This is a genomic window from Chitinophaga terrae (ex Kim and Jung 2007), assembly GCF_900107795.1.
Lineage (GTDB): Bacteria > Bacteroidota > Bacteroidia > Chitinophagales > Chitinophagaceae > Chitinophaga > Chitinophaga terrae.
The window spans coordinates 76038-102012 of record NZ_FNRL01000022.1 but is presented as its reverse complement, the minus strand read 5'-3'; the positions used below and the strand labels follow the sequence as shown (position 1 = coordinate 102012).

The 25975-nt window shown below is 46.8% G+C and carries 23 protein-coding genes and 3 tRNA genes; 10 read left to right on the top strand and 16 right to left on the bottom strand.

What is annotated here, in order from left to right:
• Window positions 1-21: 21 nt before the first annotated feature.
• Window positions 22-495 (bottom strand): 23S rRNA (pseudouridine(1915)-N(3))-methyltransferase RlmH, encoded by a 474-nt coding sequence (locus BLV62_RS20625; protein WP_089763870.1) that lies wholly within the window; start codon window positions 493-495, stop codon window positions 22-24.
• A 127-nt stretch (window positions 496-622) separates the two neighbouring features.
• Here BLV62_RS20625 and BLV62_RS20620 point away from each other — a divergent pair.
• Window positions 623-696 (top strand) — tRNA-Arg (locus BLV62_RS20620).
• Window positions 697-1072: 376 nt separating this feature from the next.
• Here BLV62_RS20620 and BLV62_RS20610 read toward each other — a convergent pair.
• Window positions 1073-1720, bottom strand: a complete 648-nt coding sequence (locus tag BLV62_RS20610) for a response regulator (protein WP_089763844.1) — start codon at window positions 1718-1720, stop codon at window positions 1073-1075.
• Window positions 1705-3630 carry a tetratricopeptide repeat-containing sensor histidine kinase gene (locus BLV62_RS20605; protein ID WP_089763842.1) on the bottom strand — a complete coding sequence of 642 codons (1926 nt, stop codon included), beginning with the start codon at window positions 3628-3630 and terminating at the stop codon, window positions 1705-1707. The genes BLV62_RS20610 and BLV62_RS20605 overlap by 16 nt, the downstream gene beginning before the upstream one ends.
• Window positions 3631-3778: 148 nt before the next feature.
• Between BLV62_RS20605 and BLV62_RS20600 the strand changes: the two genes are divergently transcribed.
• The gene (locus tag BLV62_RS20600) at window positions 3779-4705 is read left to right on the top strand and encodes a TolB family protein (protein WP_089763839.1); all 927 of its coding nucleotides are present in this window, start codon (window positions 3779-3781) and stop codon (window positions 4703-4705) included.
• 36 nt (window positions 4706-4741) lie between these two features.
• Here BLV62_RS20600 and BLV62_RS20595 read toward each other — a convergent pair whose 3' ends face one another.
• The 3 genes from BLV62_RS20595 to BLV62_RS20585 are packed head-to-tail and all read right to left on the bottom strand — an operon-like array spanning window position 4742 to window position 6780.
• Entirely contained in the window at window positions 4742-5125 is a 384-nt protein-coding gene (locus tag BLV62_RS20595; protein ID WP_089763837.1) for a YidH family protein, read from the bottom strand.
• Window positions 5126-5135: 10 nt separating this feature from the next.
• Entirely contained in the window at window positions 5136-5801 is a 666-nt protein-coding gene (locus BLV62_RS20590; RefSeq protein WP_139170322.1) for a hypothetical protein, read from the bottom strand.
• Window positions 5802-5811: 10 nt separating this feature from the next.
• On the bottom strand, window positions 5812-6780 hold the full coding sequence (locus BLV62_RS20585; RefSeq protein ID WP_089763834.1) for a hypothetical protein: 969 nt from the start codon (window positions 6778-6780) through the stop codon (window positions 5812-5814).
• Between the two features lie 141 nt (window positions 6781-6921).
• On the opposite strand from BLV62_RS20585, the gene BLV62_RS20580 reads away from it, so the two are divergent.
• Together BLV62_RS20580 and BLV62_RS20575 are read left to right on the top strand one after the other, a co-directional pair.
• Entirely contained in the window at window positions 6922-7779 is an 858-nt protein-coding gene (locus tag BLV62_RS20580) for a fumarylacetoacetate hydrolase family protein (protein ID WP_089763868.1), read from the top strand.
• Window positions 7780-7858: 79 nt separating this feature from the next.
• On the top strand, window positions 7859-8635 hold the full coding sequence (locus BLV62_RS20575; protein WP_089763832.1) for an SDR family NAD(P)-dependent oxidoreductase: 777 nt from the start codon (window positions 7859-7861) through the stop codon (window positions 8633-8635).
• A gap of 40 nt (window positions 8636-8675) precedes the next feature.
• On the opposite strand, the gene BLV62_RS20570 is transcribed toward BLV62_RS20575, so the two are convergent.
• From BLV62_RS20570 to BLV62_RS20550, 5 genes are read right to left on the bottom strand one after another with little or no spacing between them, the layout of a single operon-like run.
• Window positions 8676-11120, bottom strand: a complete 2445-nt coding sequence (locus tag BLV62_RS20570) for a TonB-dependent receptor (protein ID WP_089763830.1) — start codon at window positions 11118-11120, stop codon at window positions 8676-8678.
• 21 nt (window positions 11121-11141) lie between these two features.
• Window positions 11142-11531 carry a hypothetical protein gene (locus BLV62_RS20565; protein ID WP_089763828.1) on the bottom strand — a complete coding sequence of 130 codons (390 nt, stop codon included), beginning with the start codon at window positions 11529-11531 and terminating at the stop codon, window positions 11142-11144.
• 2 nt (window positions 11532-11533) lie between these two features.
• A complete protein-coding gene (locus BLV62_RS20560) occupies window positions 11534-11959 on the bottom strand; it encodes a hypothetical protein (protein ID WP_089763826.1) in 426 nt (141 codons plus the stop codon).
• A 56-nt stretch (window positions 11960-12015) separates the two neighbouring features.
• Window positions 12016-12465 (bottom strand): anti-sigma factor, encoded by a 450-nt coding sequence (locus tag BLV62_RS20555; protein ID WP_089763824.1) that lies wholly within the window; start codon window positions 12463-12465, stop codon window positions 12016-12018.
• A complete protein-coding gene (locus BLV62_RS20550) occupies window positions 12462-13076 on the bottom strand; it encodes an RNA polymerase sigma factor (RefSeq protein ID WP_089763823.1) in 615 nt (204 codons plus the stop codon). The genes BLV62_RS20555 and BLV62_RS20550 overlap by 4 nt, the downstream gene beginning before the upstream one ends.
• Window positions 13077-13235: 159 nt before the next feature.
• On the opposite strand from BLV62_RS20550, the gene BLV62_RS20545 reads away from it, so the two are divergent.
• The 5 genes from BLV62_RS20545 to BLV62_RS20525 all read left to right on the top strand — a co-directional run bounded on the left by BLV62_RS20545 (window position 13236) and on the right by BLV62_RS20525 (window position 15723).
• Complete coding sequence (locus BLV62_RS20545; protein WP_089763821.1) at window positions 13236-13445, top strand: hypothetical protein; 210 nt, start codon at window positions 13236-13238, stop codon at window positions 13443-13445.
• A 21-nt stretch (window positions 13446-13466) separates the two neighbouring features.
• Entirely contained in the window at window positions 13467-14192 is a 726-nt protein-coding gene (locus tag BLV62_RS20540; RefSeq protein ID WP_089763819.1) for an SOS response-associated peptidase, read from the top strand.
• Window positions 14193-14325: 133 nt separating this feature from the next.
• A tRNA-Arg gene (locus BLV62_RS20535) sits at window positions 14326-14399 on the top strand.
• 220 nt (window positions 14400-14619) lie between these two features.
• Complete coding sequence (locus BLV62_RS20530) at window positions 14620-14829, top strand: DUF2188 domain-containing protein (protein ID WP_089763817.1); 210 nt, start codon at window positions 14620-14622, stop codon at window positions 14827-14829.
• Between the two features lie 69 nt (window positions 14830-14898).
• Window positions 14899-15723: a mechanosensitive ion channel family protein gene (locus BLV62_RS20525; protein WP_089763815.1), complete on the top strand. Its 825-nt coding sequence runs from the start codon at window positions 14899-14901 to the stop codon at window positions 15721-15723.
• Between the two features lie 36 nt (window positions 15724-15759).
• On the opposite strand, the gene fusA is transcribed toward BLV62_RS20525, so the two are convergent.
• From fusA to BLV62_RS20510, 3 genes are all read right to left on the bottom strand, one after another.
• Window positions 15760-17829, bottom strand: coding sequence for an elongation factor G (fusA, locus tag BLV62_RS20520; protein WP_089763813.1), 2070 nt, complete (start codon window positions 17827-17829; stop codon window positions 15760-15762).
• Window positions 17830-18277: 448 nt separating this feature from the next.
• On the bottom strand, window positions 18278-19072 hold the full coding sequence (locus tag BLV62_RS20515) for a helix-turn-helix domain-containing protein (RefSeq protein ID WP_225889642.1): 795 nt from the start codon (window positions 19070-19072) through the stop codon (window positions 18278-18280).
• Between the two features lie 77 nt (window positions 19073-19149).
• Window positions 19150-20565 (bottom strand): aldehyde dehydrogenase family protein, encoded by a 1416-nt coding sequence (locus BLV62_RS20510; protein ID WP_089763809.1) that lies wholly within the window; start codon window positions 20563-20565, stop codon window positions 19150-19152.
• Window positions 20566-20778: 213 nt separating this feature from the next.
• Here BLV62_RS20510 and BLV62_RS20505 point away from each other — a divergent pair.
• Window positions 20779-20852 (top strand) — tRNA-Arg (locus BLV62_RS20505).
• Between the two features lie 116 nt (window positions 20853-20968).
• Here BLV62_RS20505 and BLV62_RS20500 read toward each other — a convergent pair.
• Both BLV62_RS20500 and BLV62_RS20495 read right to left on the bottom strand, forming a co-directional pair.
• The gene (locus BLV62_RS20500) at window positions 20969-24643 is read right to left on the bottom strand and encodes a hypothetical protein (RefSeq protein ID WP_139170320.1); all 3675 of its coding nucleotides are present in this window, start codon (window positions 24641-24643) and stop codon (window positions 20969-20971) included.
• A complete protein-coding gene (locus BLV62_RS20495) occupies window positions 24640-25719 on the bottom strand; it encodes an AI-2E family transporter (protein WP_089763805.1) in 1080 nt (359 codons plus the stop codon). Before BLV62_RS20495 ends, BLV62_RS20500 begins: the two co-directional genes overlap by 4 nt.
• Window positions 25720-25975 lie beyond the last annotated feature (256 nt).

The following is a 25975-nucleotide window of genomic DNA, read 5'->3' as shown; positions in this document are numbered from 1 at the left end:
TTTGTTAATAGGTATAAACAACTATTGATGATGATATTTTTCCCGGTTGATCACTGTATAAGCGCGGTAAAGCTGCTCAGTCAGGATAAGCCGGACTAATTGATGCGGAAAGGTAAGGGGCGATAACGACATTTGCATTTGCGCCCTTTGCAGCACGGAAGCGTCAATTCCAAAAGCTCCGCCGATCAGGATGATCAGCTGACGGGTTCCGGCATTGGTACGCTGCTGGATGAAATCTGCAAATTGTGTTGTACTCATCATCTTTCCTCTTTCGTCTAAAGCTAACAAATAATCCGTTGGCTGCAACAGGTCAAGGATGATCTTTGCTTCCTGTTTCTTCAATTCAGGAACCGATAAACTGGCGGCTTGCTTCACAGTAGGAATAAGCTTTACATCAAAATCAACATAATGCTGCAACCGTTTCTGAAAAACAGCCATTCCATCCCTGATATACGGGTCATGTTCTTTTCCTATGCTCCAGAGTTGTATTTTCACAATAAATAATAAGTTAAACAATCCTTGTAAAAGTAAATGTAAATCAGAAGATTGAAGAAAAAATTTCGATAAATATTTGGTGGAATGAAAAAATTATCTACCTTTGCAATCCCATCAAAATACAGATGGCTCCGTAGCTCAACTGAATAGAGCATCTGACTACGGATCAGAAGGTTTCAGGTTTGAATCCTGACGGGGTCACAAAAAGGCGAAAATCTAAAAAGCCTTAAAACGAATAAAAGTCCACCAGCTAAAGTTGGTGGACTTTTTCTTTTTGCGGAGATCATTACTCCCTTTCTTTCTGAAATAAATTAATGAATGCCAGCACCCGATCTTGCTGCGTCACCTTACTTTGCAGGCTTTCTGAAAACACCTTTCCCCGTTGTAAAATAAGAATGCAGGCTAGTTTTAATCCAATGTGTCCAGCCCGGCTCACATCAGGGCATACAACAATCAGTGATCAGCCAGACAACCTTTTAATCGGGTATTAATTCCGTTACAGTAAAGCCGAAAAACGAGTCGCCTCCCATTTTGATGGTAGCTTTAACGGTACTTTAAAGATAAGACGAATTCCAATTCACGCAAATCCCCACTCCGTAGCCTTACGCACCAGCACTGCCGCATTATTGGCTTTGAATTTCTGCATCAGACTTTTCCGGTGACTCTCCACCGTCAACGGGCTGATATGCAGCCGGGTGGCAACCTGCGGAGAGGTGAGTCCCTGTATGATAAGTTCCAGCACTTCTTTTTCCCTGGCCGTCAATATCGGCTTTTCGTTCGGCCCGAAAACTTCCTGGTGGGTAAGCAATTGCTGCGCATCCTTGCTGAGATAAATGCCGCCACTGGCCACCACTTCTATCGCATTCACCATTTCCTGTATGGATACGCTTTTCAACAAGTAACCGGAAGCGCCATTATGCAACATGTTCAATATAATGCTGCGTTCGCTGAAATTGCTTAAGCCAAGTATATAGAGCTCGGGGCATAGCTTCTTGCTCTGCAAACAAATGTCGATACCGCTCATATCAGGCAGGTTTACATCCAGCAACAGCACATTTGCCGGCACTGTTTTTACCAGTTCCAGCACTTCTTTGCCCGTAGCGGCTTTCCCGGCAATGACAAGATGTTTGCGTTCACTTAACAGCGTACTCAATCCTTCCGTCACCAACGGGTGATCATCGCCGATCAGGATACGGATGGCAGTTGAAATCATGGTAGTTTGCATTCTATATTGATGATGGTACCTGTGCCGGGAAACGATCTTATTTCCAGTTGCCCGTTCAGGTGGTTTATTCTTGCTTTGATGTTGGCCAGTCCATTACCGGCGGTGATACTGCCGGCATCAAATCCCCGCCCGTCGTCTTCTACGGTAATATAAACAATGTTATCCTGCTGTGAACATTGTACCAGGATGCGGTTGGCGTTGGCATGCCTGATGGCGTTGGTAATAGCTTCCTGCACTATCCGGTAAAGCATAAGCTGGGTAGGGTAGGGAATGTCGGTGCTGATATTGAATACCTGCAGGATAATGTTAATGCCGGCATCCTTCAACGTCTGGCAATAGTCTTTCAGCGTTTCTGCAAGTCCGTACCTGGAAAGCGTTTCCGGTGTAAGGTTCCGTGCAATATGCCGCAGCTCTTTCATCGAATCGGCCAGTTGTCCGTGAAGCTTCGACCATACATCGCCCGATTCGGCGGAGAGTTTCGACAGGTGCAGGTAGATAGCAGAGAGTTTGCCGCCAAGTCCATCATGCAATTCCCTGGCCAGCCGGCTTCTTTCCTGTTCCTGCCCGTTTAGCATGGAAACATAATTTTCTATCTGTTTTTCCTGCTGCACCCTTGCCAGCTCCTGTTCCAGCAGCTGCTGTTGTTGCCTGCTTATACGCTGGCGCGTACGAAGGGTAATGAATAAAAGCAGCAGGAGCAATCCGGCGGCTGTGAGGATAAATAGATAAACCAGTTGCCGGAACCGGCTTTGCTGCAAAGCCAGTTTTTGCTCGTTGTTCTGGTTAGTCAGCTCCAATATGCTCCGCTGTTTTTCGTTCACCTGGTACCGTTGCTCCAGGTCGTTGAGGTTTAGTTTCATCTGGCGCTGATCCAGGCTGTCTTTCAACGCCACATATTGTTCCAGGTAGTTGAATGAAGCTTGCAGATGTCCTGCCTTGTTTTCCAGCTCATAGAGGTCTTTCAGCGACGATAAATGAAAATAGGCAGAATTGTCTTTCCTGGCCTGGTTGTATATCCCGGTAGCTGCTGCAATGGCTTGCGGGTATTTCTTCGCGGCTGTATATACTTTTACTTTCGCGGTTAACAGATTATAGGCATCATTCTTATCAGGATACCTGGCAATTGTATCTTCTGCCTGCCTGCATAATTGCTCCGCTTCTTTGAACGCTCCTTTTTTACTTTTGTATACCGCCATATAGGTATACAAGGCGCCCCATAATTTGCTTTGCCCAATCTGGCGCAGTTCATGGGCGGCAAGAGAAAGGTAATGCCCCGCAGATTCAAGGCTATCCAGTTGCAGGAACAACGTGCCAGCAGTAATGAATGAATAGGCCTTTGATTCCGGTTGTCCTTTCCTTACAGCAAGCGCTATATTCTTCATCAGGTAGGGGTAAGCTTTCAGTGGTTGGCCGGCGTTAATAAACTTGGATGCGATATTGTACATGCTCACAGATAGCGCGGCACTATCTTTCAGTGATTCAAAAAGCGGGATGGCTGACAGTAACATTTGCAGCTCTTTATCGGGGAATCCCTTTTTCCCCAGAACAGTCGAAAGGTTGCCTGTGGCCAGTGCATACAGCCGTTTTCCCTGGTAGCTGCTGTCTTTCCCGGTAAGGTCGCGGGCCTTTTCATAAGCGGCAGAAGCGCTGTCCAGTTCATTCCGCCGGGTATAAACTTTCCCCATTACATAACTGACCCTTGCCAACCCGTATTCATACTTTTGTTGCTGTGCAAACATATTCGCCGCCTGCGCATAACGACGGGCGCTATCCGGCTGGTTGTTTTTAAGGTAATATTCCGCCGTATCGCAGAGCCGCCGGATGCGGGCGGTGTCGGGGGCCTGGTAAGGACGGCGGGCAAAGGCAATTTCACCCGCCAGGAGTAACAACAGGAAAATAAAAATCCTCATACCCTAAATTGATAAATTTCCCTGATTTTTTTCAACCCATCCGGAAAAATCCCCTGAACAGGGTGAGGCCATCTCCCTTGTTCAGGGGAGATGAAAAGCATGGAAGGAAGGGATTGACCTGGGTTGAGAAAACGGGGATTTTTGTAGTATGAAAACACATTTCAGGTGGCTGGTCTTACCAGTATTGTTATACGCAGGCTGTTTGTTACCGGCATGCAGCAAAGATAAAAAATCAAATGTCCCGGGGGGAAGCGGCAGCGCCGACCGCATATTTTACTCGGGAAATACTGCATTTAAGATCTTAGATCTGCGTTCAGGAACAGAGAAGAGCATTATCAACAATGCGGCAGAATCACACCAGGAGCGTTATGATGTGGCGAGAGATGGCTCACAGATAGTGTTCTACTCGGAGTCGCTGACTTCCGATGATATTACTTTCACTATTTACAATGCAGATGGCGGGGTGATAAAAACATTCAGGGTTGGAAAATACGTGTCGGGCATCCCTAAATTATCGCCTGATAAATCCATGATCGCTTTTATCTGGCAACCTGCATCTACGTACCCCGACAAATATGTGGCTGTATTCAGCCGCGACGGCCGGCAGTTAAGAGCTTTCAAAGGGGTGGATGATTATGCCTGGACTTCGGACCAGCGCTTGCTCATGGTTACCTCCAATGCTTTTTATTTAAGTAGCGCAGATCTCTCCACTGCGCAGCAGCTCAGGAATTTGAATGGTTTGCCGGAAGAACCGGAACAGCTGGACATCAGCCGTAACGATAAACGGGTAGCTTTTGTCAGCGGATCGCATATCTGGATGATAAATATGGATGGATCAGGGTTGCGGCAGGTAACCAGCAGCGGGAACAGGGAATGGTATCCTGCCTGGTCGCCGGACGACAGCCGGATCTATTTCAATCTTGATTGGACAGGCAATTGCCTGGAGCTCCGCGTTATTCCCTCCGATGCGGCTCAGGTTATCAATATCGATCCCCACACCGATGGTCCCGCACCCAGGATAATGTTGAACGGGAACAGGATCTGCAGCCAGTCGCAACCCATGGCGCGGCCCTGAATATTTGCGACGTAGCAGGTGAAGAAGAAGCTGTTGTCAGGTTTGGGCAAGATAGATCAATAAGAGGATGCTTACAAGGAATATCAATGCTGTTGTAATCTTGATAAGAGTGCCGGATTGATAAAAACCGCCAGCCTCCAGTTGTTTTTTTGTTACCTGGTAACGAACAAATGCAAACAGGATCACCAAGCCGCCTAATGCTACCAATATGACGCCGATGGCATGGGAGTAGCCGGTACGGGGTACAGGTGTGGCAGTGTTTAAAGCTGCTGCAACCTGGCGGGTGAAGAGCGAAAATTTAACCACTACAAAGCCAAACCCCATGATCCCGATGCTGGTCCGCACCCAGGCCAGGAAAGTCCGTTCATTGGCCAGGTGATCGCTGGCGTTACGCCTGTTTGAAAGTTTTTCATCTTCCATAGCAGTTAATTTATTGCCGGTAAAAATCCTCCACTTCGCCTTCTTTGGTAAAACTGATAAAATAACGTTCCCTGCTTCCGCTGATCGACTGCGGATACCAGGTGTATGTATTCTTTCGCAGTATTGCATACACGTGGCTTAATGGCGCTGCTCCCAGTATACTGTCGGCTTTCATGCTAAAATTCCTGCACAGAGTTGCTACACTGCTAAAATGCAGATCATCCAGTTTTACTAGCCGGGAACCGATGTCGTCATGTACGGAAAGCTGTACTGGTTGCGGTTCCTGCCAGCTCCCTTTATTGAAACTATACGCATCTACATAAGCAGGATTGTCGGGGTTTTGCACTTTCATATTGATCCTTCCGTCGTCGTAGAAGTGAACACCTTCATACAGGTAAATATCTTTTCCTGCGAATGCAGGCAGGCGGCGTAGCGCATTTTCAGCTGCGCTAAGCCTGGCAGCATTGCTTAGAAACCCTTTATCTTCATCCGGCTGGCGGGAAGTATAAGTGATAGTGGTGGTTTCACTGGTAGTGGTGGAGGTAACATTTTCACTGCGTCGTTTGTTATTTTCCCTGGGCGCGCCATGAAAGGTATCGTTTACCGACTCAACGATCTCGTGGCAGGACATGCAACTCATCGCCACCGCTATTCCTATTATCTTTTGTAATTTCATCATCCTGTTTTTAACCTTCGATATCACTGGCAAATATTACCTGGCCTGGTTTGTCTTTCAGGTAGAAAATGGGCACGGTCGATTGTTTTACCGAGCCAAGATCTATCAGCGGAACAATTTTCTTCAACGTGGCAGTTTGGCTTGCGCCCAGGTTGTCGCGGTACCGGAGTTCAAAACGTATCTGTGGCTGTTCGTTAATATAGGCACCCGTTTGGGAGGCGGATATAATTTCCGCATCTGTCCGCAGCCCGTAATATTTGAATTGCAGGTCTTTCTCCGGTGTGTTGCCAAGCATCTGCAACAATTTACGAAACCCGAAACCGGTAAAGATCAGTATCAGGGGAACCAGCACCAGCGGATGATAGAACTTAAGAAAACGCCAGCCTGTTCCATTGTTCTCCAGTTGATAGGAATAAATAAAATAGCCGGCAACTGCTATCACTACCAGCAACCAGACAAAAGACAGCAACACGATCCTGCCCTTGTTGATACTTACCTGTACGCCGTCGGGGATCACGTAAGGTACTGCCTTAAGTTTTTCATCTATCCGTAACCGTATGGTTTTGCCTTCTTCGTACCTGTGCAAAGCGGGCTGACTGTCGTTTATCACCAGCGTTTGTGTTATTTCTGTGCCGGAAAAGTTTCGAAGATTGCATACTATTTCCCTGGTTGTAAATTCCCGGCTGGCAGAAATCAGCTCCCGGCTTTTGACGATCCTGGCTTCTTTCACTATGCCGTCTTTCAGCAGGCGGCGGATATTTCTCTGCATGCTGAAAGTGAACAACACCCATTTCCTGAACCAACCAGTAAGCAATACTAACCATAATACGATGGCAGTTGCCAGGAAGATCAGCGCCAGCCACGGATTAGTTCCTGCTTCCCCATTCCTGTAGCCTGTCATGTAATAAATGAACATGGGGAAGGGGATGGCGAAGAAGAGTGCGTATAAGATCCAGAAGTATCTCCAAAAGCCTTTCATTCAACTAATTTATTGATTTAAATTTAAAAGAAACGCAATTAACAATTTCCGTTCCGGGAAGCGGCAACAGGAAAATAACGTATTGTTTGAATACATTTGCTATTGAGCTTCCATTTCAGTAACCGGATAAAAACGCAACAGATGAAACTATTAAGATACGGAAGTCCAGGAGCCGAAAGGCCGGGCATCCTCCTCGACGATGAATGGTATGATACTTCAGCACTGGGGGAAGACTATACGAATGATTTCCTTGGGAACGGCGGATTAGACAGGCTGGCTGCCTTTATCGAAAAAGACAGGCGCGTACTGAAGAAAGTACCGTCGACAGAACGTTTAGGCGTGCCCTTAGCCAACCCGGGAAAGATCGTTTGCGTAGGGCTCAATTACAAGGACCATATCAGGGAAACTGGCTTCATTCCTGAGGCGGAGCCCATCCTGTTCCTGAAAGCAATGAGTGCGCTTAATGGCCCGTACGATGGCGTAACCATTCCAAAAGACAGCCTGGAAACCGATTGGGAAACAGAACTGGGGGTAGTGATAGGAAAGGAGGGTACCAATCTCGAAACTGCTCAAGCCATGGACTACATTGCGGGGTATATCTTACACAATGACATCAGCGAGCGGGCCTATATGAAGAAGCGGGGCGGCACCTGGGACAAGGGAAAAGGATGCAACACCTTTGCGCCCCTGGGCCCTTATTTCGTAACCAAAGATGAAATCCCCGATCCCGGGAACCTCAGGATCTGGCTTAAGTTGAACGGGGAGATAATGCAGGACGGCAATACATCAGACCTGATCCATCCCATTCCTGAGCTGACTGCTTATGTCAGTGAATTTTTCGGTTTATTCCCCGGCGATATCATTTCTACCGGCTCTCCTGCCGGAAGCGGTACCGGGCGCATGCCCCAGCGTTTCCTCAGCCCCGGTGATGTTATTGAATATGGAATTGATCACCTGGGAACCGCAAGGCAGCTCATGAGGGCGTATCAACGAAAGTAAGGTTGCGGGTTATTACTGGTATAATATTTACTTATATCGTTTCGGTTTACATCGTATTCACCCACATAATTTCAGCTTTATGGTATTAAAAGGAAAGAATGTTCTGGTCACCGGCGCCAGCTCCGGTATTGGTAAAGCTATTGCCTTGTTATTCGGGAAAGAAGGCGCGAATATTATCGGTACTTATCATCATGGCGGAGAAGAAGCGGAAGAGGTAATGAAAGAAATAGCAACGCATGGAGTGAAAGCAGTGGCTATCGGGATTGATGTGTCGGAAGAAGAGGAAGTTGCCCGGCTTTTTGCCCGGGCGGTCGATGAATTCGGCGACCTGGACATCCTCGTGAACAACGCGGGAATTAACGGCCCCACTGTTACGATAGAGAATATACAGACCTCCGATTGGGACAAAGTGATCAAAACAAATCTATACGGTCCTTTCTTCTGCTGCCGGGAATTCCTCCGGCTTAAGCGCCGGAATAACAGTTTTAAAGGCAGCCGCATTATTAATGTCAGTTCTATTCACGAGGTCGTGAATGTGCCGGAACATGCGCATTACAACGCTTCCAAAGCCGCGTTGAGGAACTTTACCAGGTCGCTGGCCCTGGAAGTGGCGGCAACTGGTATGACGGTCAATAATATTGCTCCGGGTATGATCCTGACGCCGATCAATAAAGAAGTGATTGAAGATAAAGAGAAGATGAAGAAAGTGGAAGCGACTATTCCCATGCACAGGGGAGGTACGCCTGAAGAAGTGGCTAATGTTGCTTTGTTCCTGGCTTCCGAAGCCAGTTCATATGTTACGGGAAGTACTTATACTGTAGACGGGGCATTGTCGATCCTTGGTCCTGAAGCCTGAAAGTTTAGCCCGACAGGATTACCGGGCTTTCCTTCTTCAATTAATACTTGACCCTGTTTTGCTCAGAGTCTGCACTTGTAGTTCTTTCGGATTTCTGACCTTCTATTTTCTTGCCTAACCGTATGCTCAATGCCAGTTGTACTGCCCGGGAGTCGGACAGCGTTCTGAAACTGGCATCTGCCAGGTGAAGGTTGTTTATGGCTCCTTTGCTGATATTGGTAAAGAAGACATCATTTACGCTTAGCTTGATGGTGGCTGCCTGCGACAACTTTTTGGCGACGCCTAAATTGACCCTTCCTCTTCCTGCAATGACAAACTGCGCGCTGGTCAGCTTACTCTGGTAATAACCGTCTAACTGTAACTGCCAGTCCTTTTTGAGCTTGAACTGCGCAAGTCCCTGAACATGAACGTAGTTGCTCCTGGTATCCAGTTTTCCTGTGTAGAAATCACTGACAGCATGTACAAAGTTCAACTGGCCTGAAGCCTGCAGTGAAAGCCAGGAATACGGGCTGCCGCTGGCATCTATGCCCAGGTTCAACAGTGTTGTTTCTCCGATGTTGCCAGGCTTGCTGTAATATTTGTTGTCTGTTATTTCGATGGTTTCATTTACCTCGTCCTTAGCTTTCGTATAGCCGGCAGATATAGTTAGCCAGTTCCTGAAAATGTAAGACAATTCAAACCTGGAAGAAAAAGATGGCTGCAGGTAAGGGTTGCCTACATAGTAAGTATATTTATCGAAAGGAGAAATAAACGGGTTCATGTCCTGGTAATAGGGCCTGTCGATCCGGCGGCCGAAATTGAATTTCATTTGATGATGTTCCAGGCTGTCGAGCTTATAGAGAAGGAACAGGGTTGGGAACAGGTTGGTGTAATTACGGGCAAAGGACGAATCCCGTTTTTGCTCATTACCTAACTGATGTCCGTGAACCTCGGTGTTTTCCAACCTTAAACCTACCTGGACGGCTAAACGACCGAATTCTTTATTCGCATTTATGTATGCAGCTTTGATACTTTCCTTGTATAGAAAATGATTGGTTTTGTCGAAATCCGGGTATGACTGGGCTCCTACGATATTGAAATAGCTGGCGGCGTTGGAAGTATTGGTAGCGCTGTATTTAGCGCCGGTTGCCAGGTTCCAGTTGCCCTTCAGGGGATGCGAATAATTGATATTGGCAGTGAAGATATTGATGGTTGTGGGAGTGACGCCGGTTAATGAATCGGCGGCATAAAACTGGTCTTTTACATACACGCGGTTGCCAAAATGCTGGTTTCCTCTTACGTCGTAGTTCAGGTAATCTGCATTGGCATCGAGCGTGGGGCCGTCTTTCCTGAATTCGTGCCGGAAGTTAAGGTTAATGCCTCCATTCCTGAACCTTCCGCTCTCCTGGTTGCCGGAAATAATTGCAGAATCGGGCGCGCCGTGCTGATCGAAGATAGTGCCATTGCTGGTTTTGTCTTCTTTAGGTAATCTTAACAGGCCGTCGAAACGTACGCCGATGGTAGTGTTGGAGGAAACGTAATAGTCGGCGCCTGCTACGGCCTTAAACCCGTAGCCCATCCTGTGGAGGAAAGATTGCTGGTCTAGTATCCCCTTTGTAGAGCCGTCCTCATTTTTATATCTCCTGAAAATATTTATATCGTTATAACTGTTGCGTGTACCATAGGCCAGGTTGGCAAAGAGGTTAACTTTATTGATCCGGTAGTTCAGGTCCATGCTTTCATTGAAGAGAGTATACCTGGCAACGCGGGTACCCAGGTTAATCCCCATATTAAAACCCCTGGTAGTACGTTTAATGGTTTTGATATTAATGATACCTCCGTTTCCTGCGGCGTCGTACCTGGCGGGAGGATTGCTCATGATCTCCAGTTGCGAAATGAGGGAAGCGGGTAGCGATCTCAGGTAGTTTTGCAGGTCTATGCCGGAGAGATAACTGGGCTTATCATCTATGTAAATGGCAACACCTTTTGCGCCTTTCAGGCTGATGGCGCCGTTTGCATCTACCATGACGCCCGGCGCTTTCTCGAGAACTTCCAGGGCGGAGGTTCCGGCGTTGGAGATCAGGACGTCTGCGTTCACCACAGTTCTGTCTATCTTCTGTTCAATATAATTCTTCTTTGCCGCTACAGCCACTTCTTTCAATGCCCTGCTTTGGGGTTCCAGTACAATAACAGGAAGGAGTATCTCTTTCTTTGCCGGGTCAACAGATACTGTTCTTTCTGCTTTCTGCATACCTACAATGGTTACGGTCAGCGTATAGGCCCCGGGGTCGAAAAGTCCGGTTACCCGGTAACTGCCGTCGTTTTCCGATATGGCAAGTTTAACGGTCTGATCGCCTTTGGTTAATGCAACAGTAGCCGCGCTTACAGGGTGTTGTTGCGGGTCGGTTATTTTACCGGTGATCGTTGTGTTTATTTTTTGTGCGCTTAGCAGGGTAGGAACAAAGCAAGCCCCTATCGCCAGTAACGGCAACAATAATGTTCTCATATTGTAAAGTTTTGAGTTGCTCTACTGAGCCAGGATGATAGTTTTAAGGCCGCCGCATACTTCCTTGATGTGTGCAAGGCTGGCAGGGGAGTTCTCTTTTTTCCGGGCGGTCAGGTGAAAGGCGCCTTCTGAGGCGTTGATATGAAAAGAAGCGGCAGGCGCAATTACAATGTCTTTTTCAACTTCGTGCTGGCCGTCGAATACTTTGACGGGCTGAAAGCAGCTGTCTATATATCTTTCAAGGGCGGCCGCTTTGTCGTTGTCATACTGCACGTTGATGCGAAGCGTAGTGCGGTTATCGGTAACCGAGTACCTGATGCCCCGGGTAATAATATGTTTTTCCAGGAATTGCCAGGCTGTTAGTACAACCGCGCTAAAACAGACTGCTGCCAGTATATAAATCTTTTTCATGGCTAAACAGTTTTCTTTGCCCAGAAGTAATAAGCCAGTAAACCACCGGCTACAGAGAAACCCATGATCACAACAGAATGAATGCCTAGCGGAAGGGAGAGGGTGATGATCAGCAGTCCAACGGAAATCGCGGTGAGAAGACAGAACCACTTGATGGTAGTGCCCAGCTCATTTTTCCTTGGCAGCATGTTGATGATCACTTCCGGCGGAACGCCTTTCTCTATCATTTGTTTTTTTAACCTGCTGTCGAGTATCAACCGGATTAATGACAGGATGAAAGAAGAAAAAATAAAAAGAATGGTGATGATAATTATACTTCTCATGAATTCTGATGAGATCTCTTTATCTCCCATCAGGTAGGTGTTCGACTGTGCTTTTGCGGCACAGGAGAGGAGCGAAAATGTGAGTATGCTGATAGTACGTTTCATAAAAAATATCTTTTGAGTATAGACTATTAGACCGATGGCAAGAAATAATGTTGCACTTATTGATAAAAATTTAATAGCTGTTTTCTTTCCTTATAACTGTTTATTATTTCACGGAGCAGGAAGCCCACTATGATCAATGTGCCTACGAGAATAATACTGAGCATCATTACGGGCACCTCTTTAAACAGGTTGCGGATAAAGCGGCCAGTAATAAACAGGGGCACAGAAAAAATGGCAACTCCCAAAATAGCGAGCCATATATTGCCCCAGCCAACCGGCTGCCGTACCGGCGCAGGTTTGGGCAGTTGCGGCATAACCAATGCTTCGATATCTATTTCCAGGCTGGGTTTCTCCACTGTTTTCAATGCAGTGAACAGCAGTTGATAATTCGCCAAAGCTTCCCTGCACCGGTCACATTGTTCCAGGTGGGTAATCATTTCCTCATTCACCTGTTGCTGATCCAGCGCCAATGCCTGCAAAACATTATCTGAAAGGTGATTTTTCATAATTCTTCTTTTTGATAGTCCGACAACAGATTTTCTTTAAGTGCCTTCCGGGCCCTGAAGAGGTAATTCTTTACTGTGCCTTCGGGGAGAGAGGTGATCTCCGCAATCTCCGCATAACTCATTTCCTCCTGGTGATACAGCGTAATGAGCGTCTGGTAAATAGGAGGCGACAAGTTGTTGATGGCGGCGCCTAACGCTGCGCCCAGGTCCCGGGACGACAACCGCTTTTCTCCCTCATTTACATTATATGCCTGCCGGTTATACGAAAGGTTATCGAAAATCTCTTCTGGCTCCTTTTCTTCACTGGTGGCCGGCAGGAAAACCAGTTTCCTCTTTTCCAGGTAATGCAGACAGGTATTGTAGGCGATCTTCCCTATCCAGGTCGAAAGTTTGGAATTGAAACGGAAACTGGGCAGATTTTTGTAGGCTTTCAGATAAATATCCTGGACAATGTCAGGCCGGTCTGCTGTTATACGCACCATTTTTAAAACTATCTGGGCAACAAGACCTTCCGTTTGCCTGATTACCAGGACAAACGCTTGTTGATTTCCTTTTAGTACTTGTTCTACAAGTAGCTGATCAGATAAGTTATGTGCGGCAGTTTGACTCATTGAAGTAAATAGACCGGTCAGTCGACAGAATGTTGCAAAAACAGGGAAAAAGTTGAAAAAAATATTTGAGCGTAATGACTGTTATTTAAATATAAAGAATGTTTTTTCATAATGTAATCATCCGCCGTTATTCAATTTACAAAATAAACGGAAAGCTTTATGGACCCGTTTCATATCATAATAGATGAGCAGGAATATACCATCACGCCTTATCTGAAGGATGGTATCCTTGTTTACAAGGCCAGGATCGGTGATCATGATGTATCGTTTTCGAAAGATGAGGAAGGCAAGGTATCAGCATCTCACGATCATATCCCCAATGAATTTTTGTCCCGCCTGGCTCAAAAAATTGAGTCGTATTTTTTTTAAGCGAAGAAAAACTGTTAATACATGTGTTATGCAATTGCTTTTGCTGCAGATTGGAAAAGTTTGCTGAATACCTTACCGGAATTAAATGAGGCGCCCGGCAGTGGAATTGGTTTCGAAAAAGTTTATAAGCAAATACCTGATTCTTTTCCCCAATGGCCCGTCATCTACCATGAAGGCGGCGTGGATAAAATAGCATTGATGGAATGGTCGGCCCTCCCTGGCTACCTGGAAGACCCCGGGGATGAACCGGAAAGCCGGCGGCTTCACGCCTTTATAAAAGCTGAAGAGCTGCTGGATGTAAAAAGTTACTGGTCCAGGATCTCTGCTAACCGTTGCCTGATCCCGGTTACCGGCTTTTTCGAGTTTCATGCGCCGGACCGCCAGCAAGGTGAAATACCCTATTATTTCAGAAGCAAAGAAACGGATATCATTTTCATGGCAGGCCTGTATACCTACGCCCCCTTTGCCGATATGGAAACCGGGGAACTAAGAGGTACCTTTGGCATCATTACCGTTGAAGCCAACGATATTATCCGGCAGATCAACAATACCGGCGAACTCGCGGGCCGGATGCCCCTGATGTTCACTCCCAGGCTGGCAGAAGAATGGACAGACCCCGACCTCATAGAACTGGATATGTACGACCTGCTCACTTATTCTTTTCGCTCCGATGCCCTGGAATACTGGCAGGTAAAGGAATTGACCGGCAAACAGCCGGACGATGAGACAAACCTTGAAAAAATATGATGTTGCAGGACCCTTACAGGCAGAAGCCGGGTTGAATTACGTATAGCCTTCAGCGGTAGTATTTTAAAAAAAGAGGAAATTTTTTTTGATTAAGTGAAAACATATCCTACATTTGCAATCCCAAATGGGAAACGGCCTTGTAGCTCAACTGAATAGAGCATTTGACTACGGATCAAAAGGTTTCAGGTTTGAATCCTGACAGGGTCACAAAAGGATTACTTTCTAAAAGAGTAATCCTTTTTTTGTATCATCTTCTCAATAATCTTCTCCATAAAAATTTTTCATCAAAACAAACTTTGAGACCGCTATCCGTGTTTCACTTTGGTTTGGTTATTGGAAAACTATCCCAAGCTGGCTTCCCCCGGCAGTGGTTTCAGCTCATCCGGGACGGGGCCGGCAGATTTTGTAATCCCCGAAATTCAATTATATGCCCTGGTATAATGGAGATTATCCGCCATCTTATAAAAATCAGCCTGTCAGGCTGCGGAATAAGGCTGTTGAAATTGCAAACGCATTGCTGGAAGAAGGAGTGGAGGAAGGCATCGCTATCGCAACAGGCCTGAAAAGAGCGCGCGAATACTTTGCAGGGAAGGAAAAAAATGCCGGCAAAACATCCGGTAAATCCAAAAAAAATTAAGTCAGCAGGTTGTTGCTTTCCTTGCTTGCATTGTGAAAATTATTCTATAGTAAACCATTAAATAATCATATGGAGTCGAATCAACCGGTCGGTTACCTGGAAATGATCTACAACAAACTTCACGGATGGCTGGATACCGCCGTGAAAATGCTGCCTAACCTGGTAGTGGCTATCCTGGTATTTATTTTTTTCCTGTTTATCGCACGGTTTATCAGGAAGATCACCTACAGCTTTTCAAACAGGTTATCGGAAGCCCCGGCCATTTCCAACCTTGTAGCCAGCATCGTGTACCTCATCTTCCTGCTCATAGGGGTGTTTATAGCCCTCAATGTGCTGCGGCTCGATAAAGCGGTAACCTCCCTGCTGGCAGGCGCGGGGATCATCGGTTTAGCCCTGGGCTTTGCTTTCCAGGACCTTACCGCGAATTTTATCTCCGGCATCTTTATCACTTTCAAAAAGCCTTTTGAAGTAGGGCATGTGATAGAAACGAACGGGTTTACGGGAACTGTCAGCGAAATAGAGCTCCGCTCCACTACCATGGTAACAGATGATGGTTTGCACGTAATCATTCCCAACAAAGACGTATTCCAGAAACCCATCATCAATCACTCCCTTACCCCCATGCGCCGCATCGTTCTCACGTTTGCGATCCCCATGAATGTTCAGCTGGCTGATGCAGAAAGGATCATAACGGATATCGTAAAAGGGATGAAAGATGTGCAGCCGGATAAACCCAAAACTGTTTTGTTTACCGGTATCGACGGGGTAAACAACAAAGCGCTGGTAAGACTGGTATGCTGGGTCAGCAGCAGTATGCCGGATGCCTACGACCGGGTGGTGCATGAACTGGTAACGCAGGTTGTAGTAAAGCTTAAATCTGCATCCCTGATGTAATCAGAAAAGGAGGCCGATAAAGCCTCCTTTCTTTTTTTAACTATTGATCACCTGCCCCGCAATCCCGGAAGGTACTTCCCGGTATCCCTCAAAGGTCATACTGGCGCTGGCCCTGCCGGAAGTCAGTGTACGCAGCACCGTGATATACCCGAAGAGCTCCGATAACGGAACCAAAGCGGAAACCTGTTGAGTATTGCCGTCGGCTTCCATATGCTGGATCAACCCTCTTCTCTTGTTAAGATCGCCGGTCACGGCGCCGGTATATTCCTCTGGTAAGGTTACATCCACTTTCATCCAGGGTTCCAGCAACTGTGGCGACGCTTTTGCCGCCACGTTCTTAAAGCCCAGTATGGCGGCTAGTTCAAAGTCCTGCGCATGAGAGTCGTTGTTATGGATCTTGCCATCCAGCAACCTTACTTTCATGCTGTTTACAGGATAGCCGGCCAGGACGCCGGTTTGCATGGCGCTTTCGAAACCTTTGGCTACCGAAGGGATGAATTCTTTCGGGATAACGCCGCCTTTGATCTCATTGACGAATTCGAGTCCTGGTTTCTCGCCTGCCGATAACTCAAACGTAATGTCGGCAAAACTGCCCGAGCCGCCATTTTGTTTCCTGTAAAGCTCCCTGTGCGTTACGGCGCCCTTAAAGGTTTCCTGGTACGCAATCTGCGGCGCCCCCTTGTTGATCTCAAGATGATATTGGGTGGCCAGTTTCTCCAGTTTCACTTCCAGGTGCAATTCACCCATTCCTTTCAGGATGGTTTGCCCTGTACTCTCGTCAACCGCTATATGTAAGGTAGGGTCTTCTTCCGTTAACCTTGCCAGCGCTTCGCTCAACCGGTCGTTGTCTTTTGCCGACCTGGCTTCTATCGCAATGCCTATCATCGGTTCGGGGAAATCGATCTGTTCCAGTTGCACTGGCCGGCCCGGAGCGCTTAATGTATCGCCTGTCTTTACATCTTTCAAACCCGCAATAGCGCCAATGTCGCCAGCTGCTATCAACTCAACGTTTTCGGATTTATCGGAGTAGATACGCATCAAACGGGGTATCCTTACCTGTTTACCGGTACGGCTGTTCAATAAGGTGTCGCCATTCCTGAGCGTGCCTGTGTATACCCTGACAAGCGTCAGTTTTCCTACATAGTCGTCTGTTATCACTTTGAAAGCCAGGGCCGCCGCCGGGGCTGTTTCATCCGCTGTTAAGCTGACAGGGTCGCCGGTTCCAGGCTCCGTACCTTGAATGGTACCGATATCAGCGGGCGACGGAAGGTAAGCTGCTACCGCATCCAGCAAAGGCTGTATGCCCTTGTTCTTATACGCAGCGCCGGCAAGTACCGGCACAATCTGCAGGTCGATCACTCCCTGGCGCAAGACGCGCTGAATATCACCCGCAGTGATGCTGCCCGGATCATTTGCATAACTGTTGAAGAACGCTTCATCCAGGAGCGCCAATGTTTCCAGTAGCTCTTGGCGGGCGTTGATTGCCGCTTCTTCCAGGTGCGCCGGTATCGGAGTCGTTTCAAAGTTGCTGCCATCTTCCGTTTTCCAGGTGAGCGCCTGCATGCCGATAAGATCTATGACGCCTTCGAAATCATTTTCTGCTCCGATTGGCAACTGTACAGGCAACGCAGGAGCGTTGAGCCGTTGACGTATGTCGGCCACTACTTTAAGAAAATCCGCTCCTTGTCTGTCCAGCTTATTGACAAACGCGATACGCGGAACCTTGTATTTATCAGCCTGGCGCCAAACGGTTTCCGATTGCGGCTGTACGCCCGAACGCGCGTCGAATACTGCAACAGCTCCATCGAGTACCCGCAGCGATCGTTCTACTTCAGCGGTGAAATCAACGTGTCCCGGCGTATCAATGATATTGATCGTCCATATCTTGTCACGGTATTTCCATTGCGTGGTAATAGCGGCAGAAGAGATGGTTATTCCCCGTTTCTCTTCCTGCGGATCACTATCCATAATGGTATTGCCATCATCTACATTTCCCATTTTATGCGTAAAACCGGTGAAGTAAAGCATGCGTTCTGTAAGCGTGGTCTTACCTGCATCTACATGGGCCATGATTCCTATATTTCTGAAGTCTGTCAAGCGTTTCATATACAATAATGTTGGGATTAAAAAAGACCTCTCATCGGGTGATGGGAGGCCTTTGCGAAAAGCAACGGTATTCCTGCATCACCGGACTTGCCGAGTAATTGAAATGATCAAAGTTTTAATAACCTGTTGTTGCATTTTCATAATGATTTAAATATTCGTTTACTATTTGCCGGGGTAGGGGAAGCAAATAAAAAGGCCCCTTCGGATGAAGAGGCCCTTGAAAGAATTTCAGGAGTTAATTGAATAACCTCATATCCGATATACATCTGCCTCCCCGTCTGAAATTAAGACGATGCGGGTACTTGCAATTACCGCTCTGATAACTGTGGTTGCATAACCGCCCTGGAAGTGAATGAGATTAGTTTTCATAATGTCTGCAATAGATTTTTTATTTATTGCGCCGCAAAGATACGTGGTTTATCCCAATAAAACAAACAGGCGGTTGCCGTTATGCTGTTTTAAGCAACTCCGTAGGCGCGTACCCATACTCTTTTTTAAACGCAAAGGAAAAATGCGAAAGGTTTTCAAATCCGACTTCAATGTATACATCGGAAACGGGTATACGCCGCTCTTTCAATAACAGGTGCGCTTCCCTTAAACGCCGTTGCTGCAGCCAGTGCCTGGGCGAGGTATTGAATATTTTCTGGAAGTCCCGTTTGAAGGTGGCCAGGCTTCTGCCGGTGAGGTAAGCAAAGCGGTCCAGCGATACGTTAAAATGGAAGTTCTTCTCCATAAACGCTTCCAGGTCTATTTTACCAGGTTGACTAAAATCAAAAAGGATATCTCTCGTTTCAGGGTTAAGCAGCAACAACAACTGTACAATTTCCCTCACTTTACTTTCCATCAGCCTTGCCTGTTCTTCTTCCGGTAATTGCAGGTAAACCCACAGGGAATCGATAAAGCTGGTATAAAGCGGATGGCTCTTTAAGGGGATAGTGACATCATTGGAGCTGAAACTCTTTTCTGCATGCAGGTTCAGCTCGCTGCTGAGAGCATGCAGGGTCTGTTGATCCAGCAATACGGATATAGACTTGAACTCCCCGTTTTCAGGCGGCTGCTTGTTGAATTTCGCTAGCCGGTTCCTTCTTATCAACCTGAAATCCCCCTCTTTGGCCACGTACGATTTCTTCCCGTCGAAAAGGGTAGAAGTGCCGGCAATTTGGAAACTGAACGCGTGATCCTGTATAAACTGTTCGCCCTCCCGGCTCCGTGTTTCGTAGCAGCGGTAAAGAATCTTTGACATACCTGTTGTTGAATCGGCCATAATAGTTTTTTAAAAGGACTATATGCCTTTACCGGGCCTATAGTCCTGTTGTTGATCTATTGAAGGATTGTTTTAGGTTCGAGGTAAGCCTCCAGTCCGAATACGCCATACTCCCTGCCGATCCCTGATTGGTTAAAGCCTCCGAAAGGAGCCTGCGGGTCGTGAGAGAAGCCATTGATACAAACCCTTCCTGCGTCAATTCTTGCTGCAATTCTTCCGGCCCTCTCAGTATCACGACTGCTGATATAAGCTGCCAGGCCGTAACTGGTATCGTTGGCAATGGCGATCGCCTCTTCCTCATCTTTATACGGGATGATGGATAATACCGGGCCGAAAATTTCTTCCTGCGCAATACGCATATCATTGCGCACATTGGTAAAGATAGTCGCTTTTACGAAGTTACCATTTTCCAGTCCATCAGGCTTTCCTAAACCACCTGCCAGCAGAGTAGCCCCTTCTGCTTCGCCGAGCTGTATATAGCTTTGTACCCTGTCGTATTGTTTTGCGCTAACAAGAGGGCCAACATTTGTATCGGCTGCCTGTGGGTTGCCTACTTTAACTTTTCCTGCCGCCGCTTTCGCAATCCGGTTCACTTCATCCAGCCTGCTTTCGGGCACCAGCAGGCGGGTAGGAGCGATACATGCCTGGCCGCTGTTCATATATGCGCCGAATACTGCGGCAGGTATTACTTCTTCGAGGTTGGCGTCGTCGAGGATCAGGTTGGGAGACTTGCCGCCCAGTTCCAGGGTCACCCGTTTCATGGTATCTACCGCGCCCCTGGCAATTGTTTTACCGGTGATGGTAGACCCGGTGAAGGAGATCTTTGCTATGCCGGGGTTACGGGTGATCTCATTTCCGACCACGCTTCCCAGGCCATTAACAATGTTGAACACGCCCTGGGGCAATCCTGCTTCATGCAGCGCTTCTGTGAGCAGCTGGGTTTGAAGTCCGCTCATTTCACTTGGCTTGATCACAGCGGTACATCCGGCAGCGATAGCCGTAGCCAGTTTATTGCAGATAAAACTGTTGCTGGCATTCCATGGAGTGATGATACCTGCCACACCCACGGGCTCCATACGAACAAGCGATTGGCCGACCTGTTGCTCAAAATCGAATTTTTCCAGTGTTTTTACCATTTCAAGGAAACTGTTGATTGCCATGTTCACGCTGGCAGTGCAGAACTGAAGGGTGCCGCCATATTCAAGCACCATGGTGTCGATCAGCTCCTGTCTTCTTTTTGCTACCGCTTTGTTCAGCTGGTGCAGGTATGCAATACGTTCAGCTTTGGTAGTTTTGGAGAAGCTCTTAAAAGCCTCCTTCGCAGCTTCAATAGCCTGGCGGGTATCTGTTTCATCTCCCAATGCAATTTCTCCTATCTTTTCGTTCGTTGTGGGATTATAGAGCCCGAATTTTTCTGTGCCATGCGGAGTTACAAATGCTCCGTTGATGTAAATGTGATTGATCGTTTTCATATCTCTTTTGCTTTCCACAAATTTCCGCCAGCTGCAGCAGAATCATTTTGTTGCATAGCTCAAAGTGTTTTGTTATCCGGCTCAATTTATTTGCGAGGGTTTGGCAAACACAGGCATTATTAAACGCAGTCAATCAATCAACTAAATAATTTTTTAAAAAAATTTGTGAATTAAAAAACTAATCCTACATTTGCATCCCGTTGACACGGAAATGGCCTTGTAGCTCAACTGAATAGAGCATTTGACTACGGATCAAAAGGTTTCAGGTTTGAATCCTGACAGGGTCACAAAATATTAAAAACTTGTAAAAAGGTTGGTTCAGTAAATGAATCAACCTTTTTACTTTTTGCTTCAAGTCTTATTTTGAAGTTTACAGGTTTAAAAGCTATAACCTAAGAATTTCTTATGGCAGGCTGTTAAATGCACCCTCTTTCGGCAACGAGTACTGTTCCTGTTTGCGCCGGTATTGCTTCCGGTATGCCCTGTTGCTCTTAATGCCAATAGTAGACAGTATGCCTCTTGTCTGCGTCTTGATCCAGTAATTGAATACAAATCTCTCCCTATCTCTTTCAAAATAAATGAGCGAAGGCTTTTGCTTGTTTCCCGGTAAAATAAGATTGGCCAGCCAGGTTTCGATTGCGGATAAAATTCCAACCCTGTCGGGGTGCTTTTTGCTGCTGATCTTTATACGCAGGTTCCGGTAAAAGAAATGCATGCTTCCATAAGCGGCGTATTTGTTTCCAAACCACCTGCTGTATATGGTGTCGGTAGCGCCGCTGGTGATTCGAATGGCGCCATTCGGCATAGCCATACGCCCAAGCGCGGCCAGGTCAAGAGGCAAAAGACGAAGGCCTGCGGTAAAGGAAGAAAGGCTGTCACTGTATGATTCGGCATAAGCCAACTCCTGTATCTGCCCATTAAACAGCCGCCCGGCAGCAGTTACACGCAGCGAGTCCGGCCCGCTTTCCCGGCTGTTTATATGCAACACGGAGCCGTTAATGGCATGCAAAGGGATGGTAGACCATTGACCGGATTTGGCAGTGATCTCATGATAAGCAACACTGCTGTTGGTCAATGCAATCGTGTCTGCCAACAAGGGAACAGGCAGGTTGCGGATCAACCTGGTGGGCATTGGTTTCTCAATGCCATGCTGAAAAGGCAGGCGCTTGTCCCTCGACACATCCAACATAACACTGTCCAGGGTTAGCTTACGGATATGGAGTAACGAATCACCCGGACCACTCCCGGGATTTATGCCGGCTATAGTGATTGCCGCTCCTCTAAAACTAATGTAATCACTTTGCCATTTGGATGTGCTGAAAGTTTCTTCCCGGTTCCGTGCGGGGTTGAATTTAACTGATCCCAGCCGCAATGTCTTCGTTGCGGGGTCCCAGTTCGTGTTCTCCACACTAACATCGATCTTCCTGTTTTGATAGACTGCACGCCCGTTTGTGACGCTTACTTTGTCGAGTAACTGTTTCCAGCTTCCCTTTAATGCTAATGTTGAAGAAAGAAAAGAAGGGATATGCAAACCGCCTGTGAAACTGTTTACTGCCAGTGAGCTGCTGTCCTTTCTGAAATTTAAAGAAGCGTCTTTCCAGGTAAGATCCACGGCCGATGCAAGAGATATCTTGTTCAGGTTATCCTTCTGCAGGCGGCCTTCATTCAGCTCTAACCCCGCAAAAGGAAGTTCCATTGCTATATCATTTTTCTTTACCCGGGCATTTCGCAGGCCCAGGTCTACCGACTTGTACGTGAGCAGCGTACTCTTGTCTTTTAATGGATGCAGGTCTTTCGCTTCAAACATCAGCTTTGCCGATGCCGAAAGCGTATCTGTGCCTGATGTTTTATATAGCTCCAGATTTGCATCTGCAGCGCTTAGCGATGGAATAGATAATTGGGAAAGATCAGTGGAATGTAAAGGAACGTTGACCCTGAGTAGCGGAAAATGAGCCCTTGTTTGCTCTCCCTTGCCGGATAAAGCCAGGTCAGCATCCCTGATAATGCTTTCCCGGTAATTGCTGAAGCGTACTTCCCTTACATCAGCGTTCAATACTTTGTTCTTAACCCGGATATCATAAAGATCGGCATCCAGCCTGTCCCAAATAAAAGTATGTTTACCAGTGCTGATGTTATTAGCCAGAAAATACCGCCCTTTTAATTGCAGGTTGTCGCTTTCCAGCTCCAGTTGATCCAGCTCCAGTCTGAATATGCGAATAACGGGAAGGGGTTTGTGAGATGCTTGGCTGCGGGGTTCGTGGTTGCCACGTTTCAAGTGGACCAGCAGGTTGCCCAGTTTCAGGTAATTGACCTGTATATCTTTTGTTTTCTGATAAATGTCCCAATCGAACACTTCCCAGTAAATATCCCTGCCTTCCAGCACTGTGCCGTTGGGGAGTACTATCTGCAGCTCTTTCCCCCAGTTCCTGCGGTTTGTTCCGTCAAACCGGTAATTGCGTATTTTTATCCTGGCGCCTTTGGGGCCAAGATCCAGTTTGCCGATGCGCAGATCAGGAATAGCGTGCTTAATATCCACAAGCGAATCGCTCAGGAATAATTTATGTAAAAGTATATGAGCATTGAGCTTATCCACGTTCAATTCTAAAGATTTTGGTCCTTTCTTCCGGAAATGTACCTCTCCGTTGCTGATCCTGAAATTTTCAACATGTATCAGTTGGCTGATACCATGCAGCGTTTGATAGAAAAGGTTCATTTTCCCTGTATGTACGGTATCCAACTGGCGCCGCCTTTTATCATACAGGGTTATCACGGGGCGGTATAACTCGGCATCTGTAGCCTGTAACCGTTTCCTCATCAGTGCTTCTATGTCCAGGTTCTTCAACGCAAGCGCCGGTGCAGAGAACATCACGCCTTTTTCCTGGTGGTTGTAAGGCGTGGGGCCATAAGTCACATTTTTGAACAATGCACCATTTTTTTCCAGCCGGAATTCTTCTATACCTAATTGCCACAGGCTATCTTTTGAAATAAAAGCCATCTTTTGCAGGTTCAAACGGATACTGTCGGTACGTAGTTGGGGATCTTTCGCGGGATCAATATTCAGGTTATAGATGCGTAGGTTGGTATTACTGCTGGCCATCTTTTTGCCTTGCATCTGCAGATCTGCGTTCACCACATCAATGTATTTTACATTGATCAGGCGGAAGAGGGGGGTGTTTGCGTTTATGCTTATACTTTTCCCGCCACCTGTGGAACCGGAAGAAATAGTAAGCACCGGGTTGACACAGACCAGGGTATCTATCAGCAATTGTTCCTTTTGATAAACGGCAGGCAAATGTTGGGAGTTGAACAGGAATTTATCCGCATATACCGTCACCGCGCTTTTTCCCTCAGCAGCCGGTTGCACGTACTTAAACGAATCGATCTCGAAACGCTGTCCCTGGCTGTTAAATTGCAATTTCCCGAAACTGATCTCTTTCTTTCCATCAGGCAATATCCAGTGCTGCCTTCCCAGTGAAAACACCACCTTGTCGGATCCCAGCAGATGGCTGTCCTCATTGTTCACTTTTGTGAAATTGTTGATGGACAGGTCAATATCTTTTATTTCCAGCGGCGCATTATTCAGCAGTTTATATGTGAAAGAGGCATCCTTCAATGTAAAGGAGTGGGCATTAAAATGTATCAGCGTCTTATTCAGGACAGTGAGGATGTTTGATGTATGAAAACCGCTGTTTGTCTTTCTTATCCTGTTTTTGTGAATATATAGTTTAAACGATGGTCTCACGAGGGATAGGCTGTCTACCACGATTTTCCTGTTTAAGATGAGGTCATTCCAGGTAGCCAGGGAAAAGTACATTTCAGGGATTTGTATATCATAACGGGCGTCTAACCCGGTAGTATCTACGCAGCGTATAGCCGATTCCTTTAGGACGATGCTTTTGTGCCAGAGGGACAATTCCGCCCGCCCTGCTTCAAATGCATACTTCCCTTGTGTTTCCTTAAGGATCACAAACCGGAGGCTATCCTTGAACCGGACTACTGTCAGGTAGTATAACAGTATTCCGACGGTCAGCAGACCTCCTGAAAAAAATATGATAAATCGCCTGAATCTTCTTTTCATTGGGAATAAACGCTTTGCTTTTTTTCCAGCCATGAGGTGAATACAGTATAAAACACTGCCATAATGATCGCGCCCTTAAACATGCCGGTAAATCCCCACGCCGCCATTCCGCCGATTACTCCTAAAAACAAGACCAGGAACGGCAACTTGCCGCCGCTCTTTGCTATCAGTATTGGTTTTAGTACAGCGTCAATTACCAGTACAGCTACACCGTAAATGCCCAGGAATATGGCAGTACCTATGTTGCCCTGCACGGCCGCCCAGATCACTAACGGCGCCCATAGGATCAAAGGACCTATTTGTATCAAGACCAGGAAGAATACCACGGCAGCCAGTAATACTTTAAAATGCAAGCCTGCAATGGCAAAACCTATCCACGAGATAACGGCGGCAATGAATGCTGTGCCCATAACGCCAATGGAAACTCCCCTGATGGCGTGCGCAGACGCATACATCAGGCTCAAACCATCTTTTTTCCCTAATAAGTGCCGCAATGTGGACCTTAACGGTTGCAGCACTTTATTGCCGCCCGCCAGCAGGAGCGCTGATATGATAACGCCAAGTATCACCTGTACAGCAGCTCCTATAATGCCCGCCCCGCCAGTAAGGATATGATGCAGAACAGTTTTCATCTGGTGCTCATAGCCGATCAGCGCCTCCCTCGGGTTTTCCTGCAAGTGTTGCCAGAAGCTTAAAAGAGGACTCCCGATATAGGGTTGGTTTGTAACTGTATCCGGCAGATCCGGCAGACCGTGTGCCTTGATGTTATCCACCAGGTAGAATACATCTTTCAGATGTCGTCCGAGGGCCGCAATGGCATAAACGAACGGTAACGCTACTATCAGGATAAGTATAACAGAATAGACCACCGAGGCCAGTTTTCGCTTTTGTTTAAGCAGGCGTACCAACCGTTCATAAGGTTGCTGCATAGACACATAAAAGATCAGGGCAAAGGTGAACACCCCAAAGAAAATCTTCAGCACATCATATAATGCCAGCAGTAATACAAGTAGTAGCAGTAATACAAGAACAGTTTCCAGAATACTGCGGGATAAAGGTCTGTCAGGATATCGCATATGGTATCTCAATTGTTTGAAGGAATAAAGCGGAAGCCAAAAGGTTTACCGGTTTAGAGAAAGATATTAAATTTGTAAGAGAGAAGATTATCAGGAAAAAGGTCCACTCGAACATAAGGCAATACGATAAGGTGAACAATTGCAGGGTTTACATGCTTATCAATCGGTACAAATATAATAAGTATTTGTCGGCGAACATAAAAGGTGCATGATATGCAGCGAACTTTTTGCTATTTTCAATTGTAATAACCCAATA

Coding starts and splice junctions, on each gene's coding strand:
- BLV62_RS20610 (WP_089763844.1), bottom strand. CDS start 1,720: ATGCAAACTACCATGATTTCAACTGCCATCCGTATCCTGATCGGCGAT.
- BLV62_RS20605 (WP_089763842.1), bottom strand. CDS start 3,630: ATGAGGATTTTTATTTTCCTGTTGTTACTCCTGGCGGGTGAAATTGCC.
- BLV62_RS20600 (WP_089763839.1), top strand. CDS start 3,779: ATGAAAACACATTTCAGGTGGCTGGTCTTACCAGTATTGTTATACGCA.
- BLV62_RS20595 (WP_089763837.1), bottom strand. CDS start 5,125: ATGGAAGATGAAAAACTTTCAAACAGGCGTAACGCCAGCGATCACCTG.
- BLV62_RS20590 (WP_139170322.1), bottom strand. CDS start 5,801: ATGAAATTACAAAAGATAATAGGAATAGCGGTGGCGATGAGTTGCATG.
- BLV62_RS20585 (WP_089763834.1), bottom strand. CDS start 6,780: ATGAAAGGCTTTTGGAGATACTTCTGGATCTTATACGCACTCTTCTTC.
- BLV62_RS20580 (WP_089763868.1), top strand. CDS start 6,922: ATGAAACTATTAAGATACGGAAGTCCAGGAGCCGAAAGGCCGGGCATC.
- BLV62_RS20575 (WP_089763832.1), top strand. CDS start 7,859: ATGGTATTAAAAGGAAAGAATGTTCTGGTCACCGGCGCCAGCTCCGGT.
- BLV62_RS20570 (WP_089763830.1), bottom strand. CDS start 11,120: ATGAGAACATTATTGTTGCCGTTACTGGCGATAGGGGCTTGCTTTGTT.
- BLV62_RS20565 (WP_089763828.1), bottom strand. CDS start 11,531: ATGAAAAAGATTTATATACTGGCAGCAGTCTGTTTTAGCGCGGTTGTA.
- BLV62_RS20560 (WP_089763826.1), bottom strand. CDS start 11,959: ATGAAACGTACTATCAGCATACTCACATTTTCGCTCCTCTCCTGTGCC.
- BLV62_RS20555 (WP_089763824.1), bottom strand. CDS start 12,465: ATGAAAAATCACCTTTCAGATAATGTTTTGCAGGCATTGGCGCTGGAT.
- BLV62_RS20550 (WP_089763823.1), bottom strand. CDS start 13,076: ATGAGTCAAACTGCCGCACATAACTTATCTGATCAGCTACTTGTAGAA.
- BLV62_RS20545 (WP_089763821.1), top strand. CDS start 13,236: ATGGACCCGTTTCATATCATAATAGATGAGCAGGAATATACCATCACG.
- BLV62_RS20540 (WP_089763819.1), top strand. CDS start 13,467: ATGTGTTATGCAATTGCTTTTGCTGCAGATTGGAAAAGTTTGCTGAAT.
- BLV62_RS20530 (WP_089763817.1), top strand. CDS start 14,620: ATGCCCTGGTATAATGGAGATTATCCGCCATCTTATAAAAATCAGCCT.
- BLV62_RS20525 (WP_089763815.1), top strand. CDS start 14,899: ATGGAGTCGAATCAACCGGTCGGTTACCTGGAAATGATCTACAACAAA.
- fusA (WP_089763813.1), bottom strand. CDS start 17,829: ATGAAACGCTTGACAGACTTCAGAAATATAGGAATCATGGCCCATGTA.
- BLV62_RS20515 (WP_225889642.1), bottom strand. CDS start 19,072: ATGTCAAAGATTCTTTACCGCTGCTACGAAACACGGAGCCGGGAGGGC.
- BLV62_RS20510 (WP_089763809.1), bottom strand. CDS start 20,565: ATGAAAACGATCAATCACATTTACATCAACGGAGCATTTGTAACTCCG.
- BLV62_RS20500 (WP_139170320.1), bottom strand. CDS start 24,643: ATGAAAAGAAGATTCAGGCGATTTATCATATTTTTTTCAGGAGGTCTG.
- BLV62_RS20495 (WP_089763805.1), bottom strand. CDS start 25,719: ATGCGATATCCTGACAGACCTTTATCCCGCAGTATTCTGGAAACTGTT.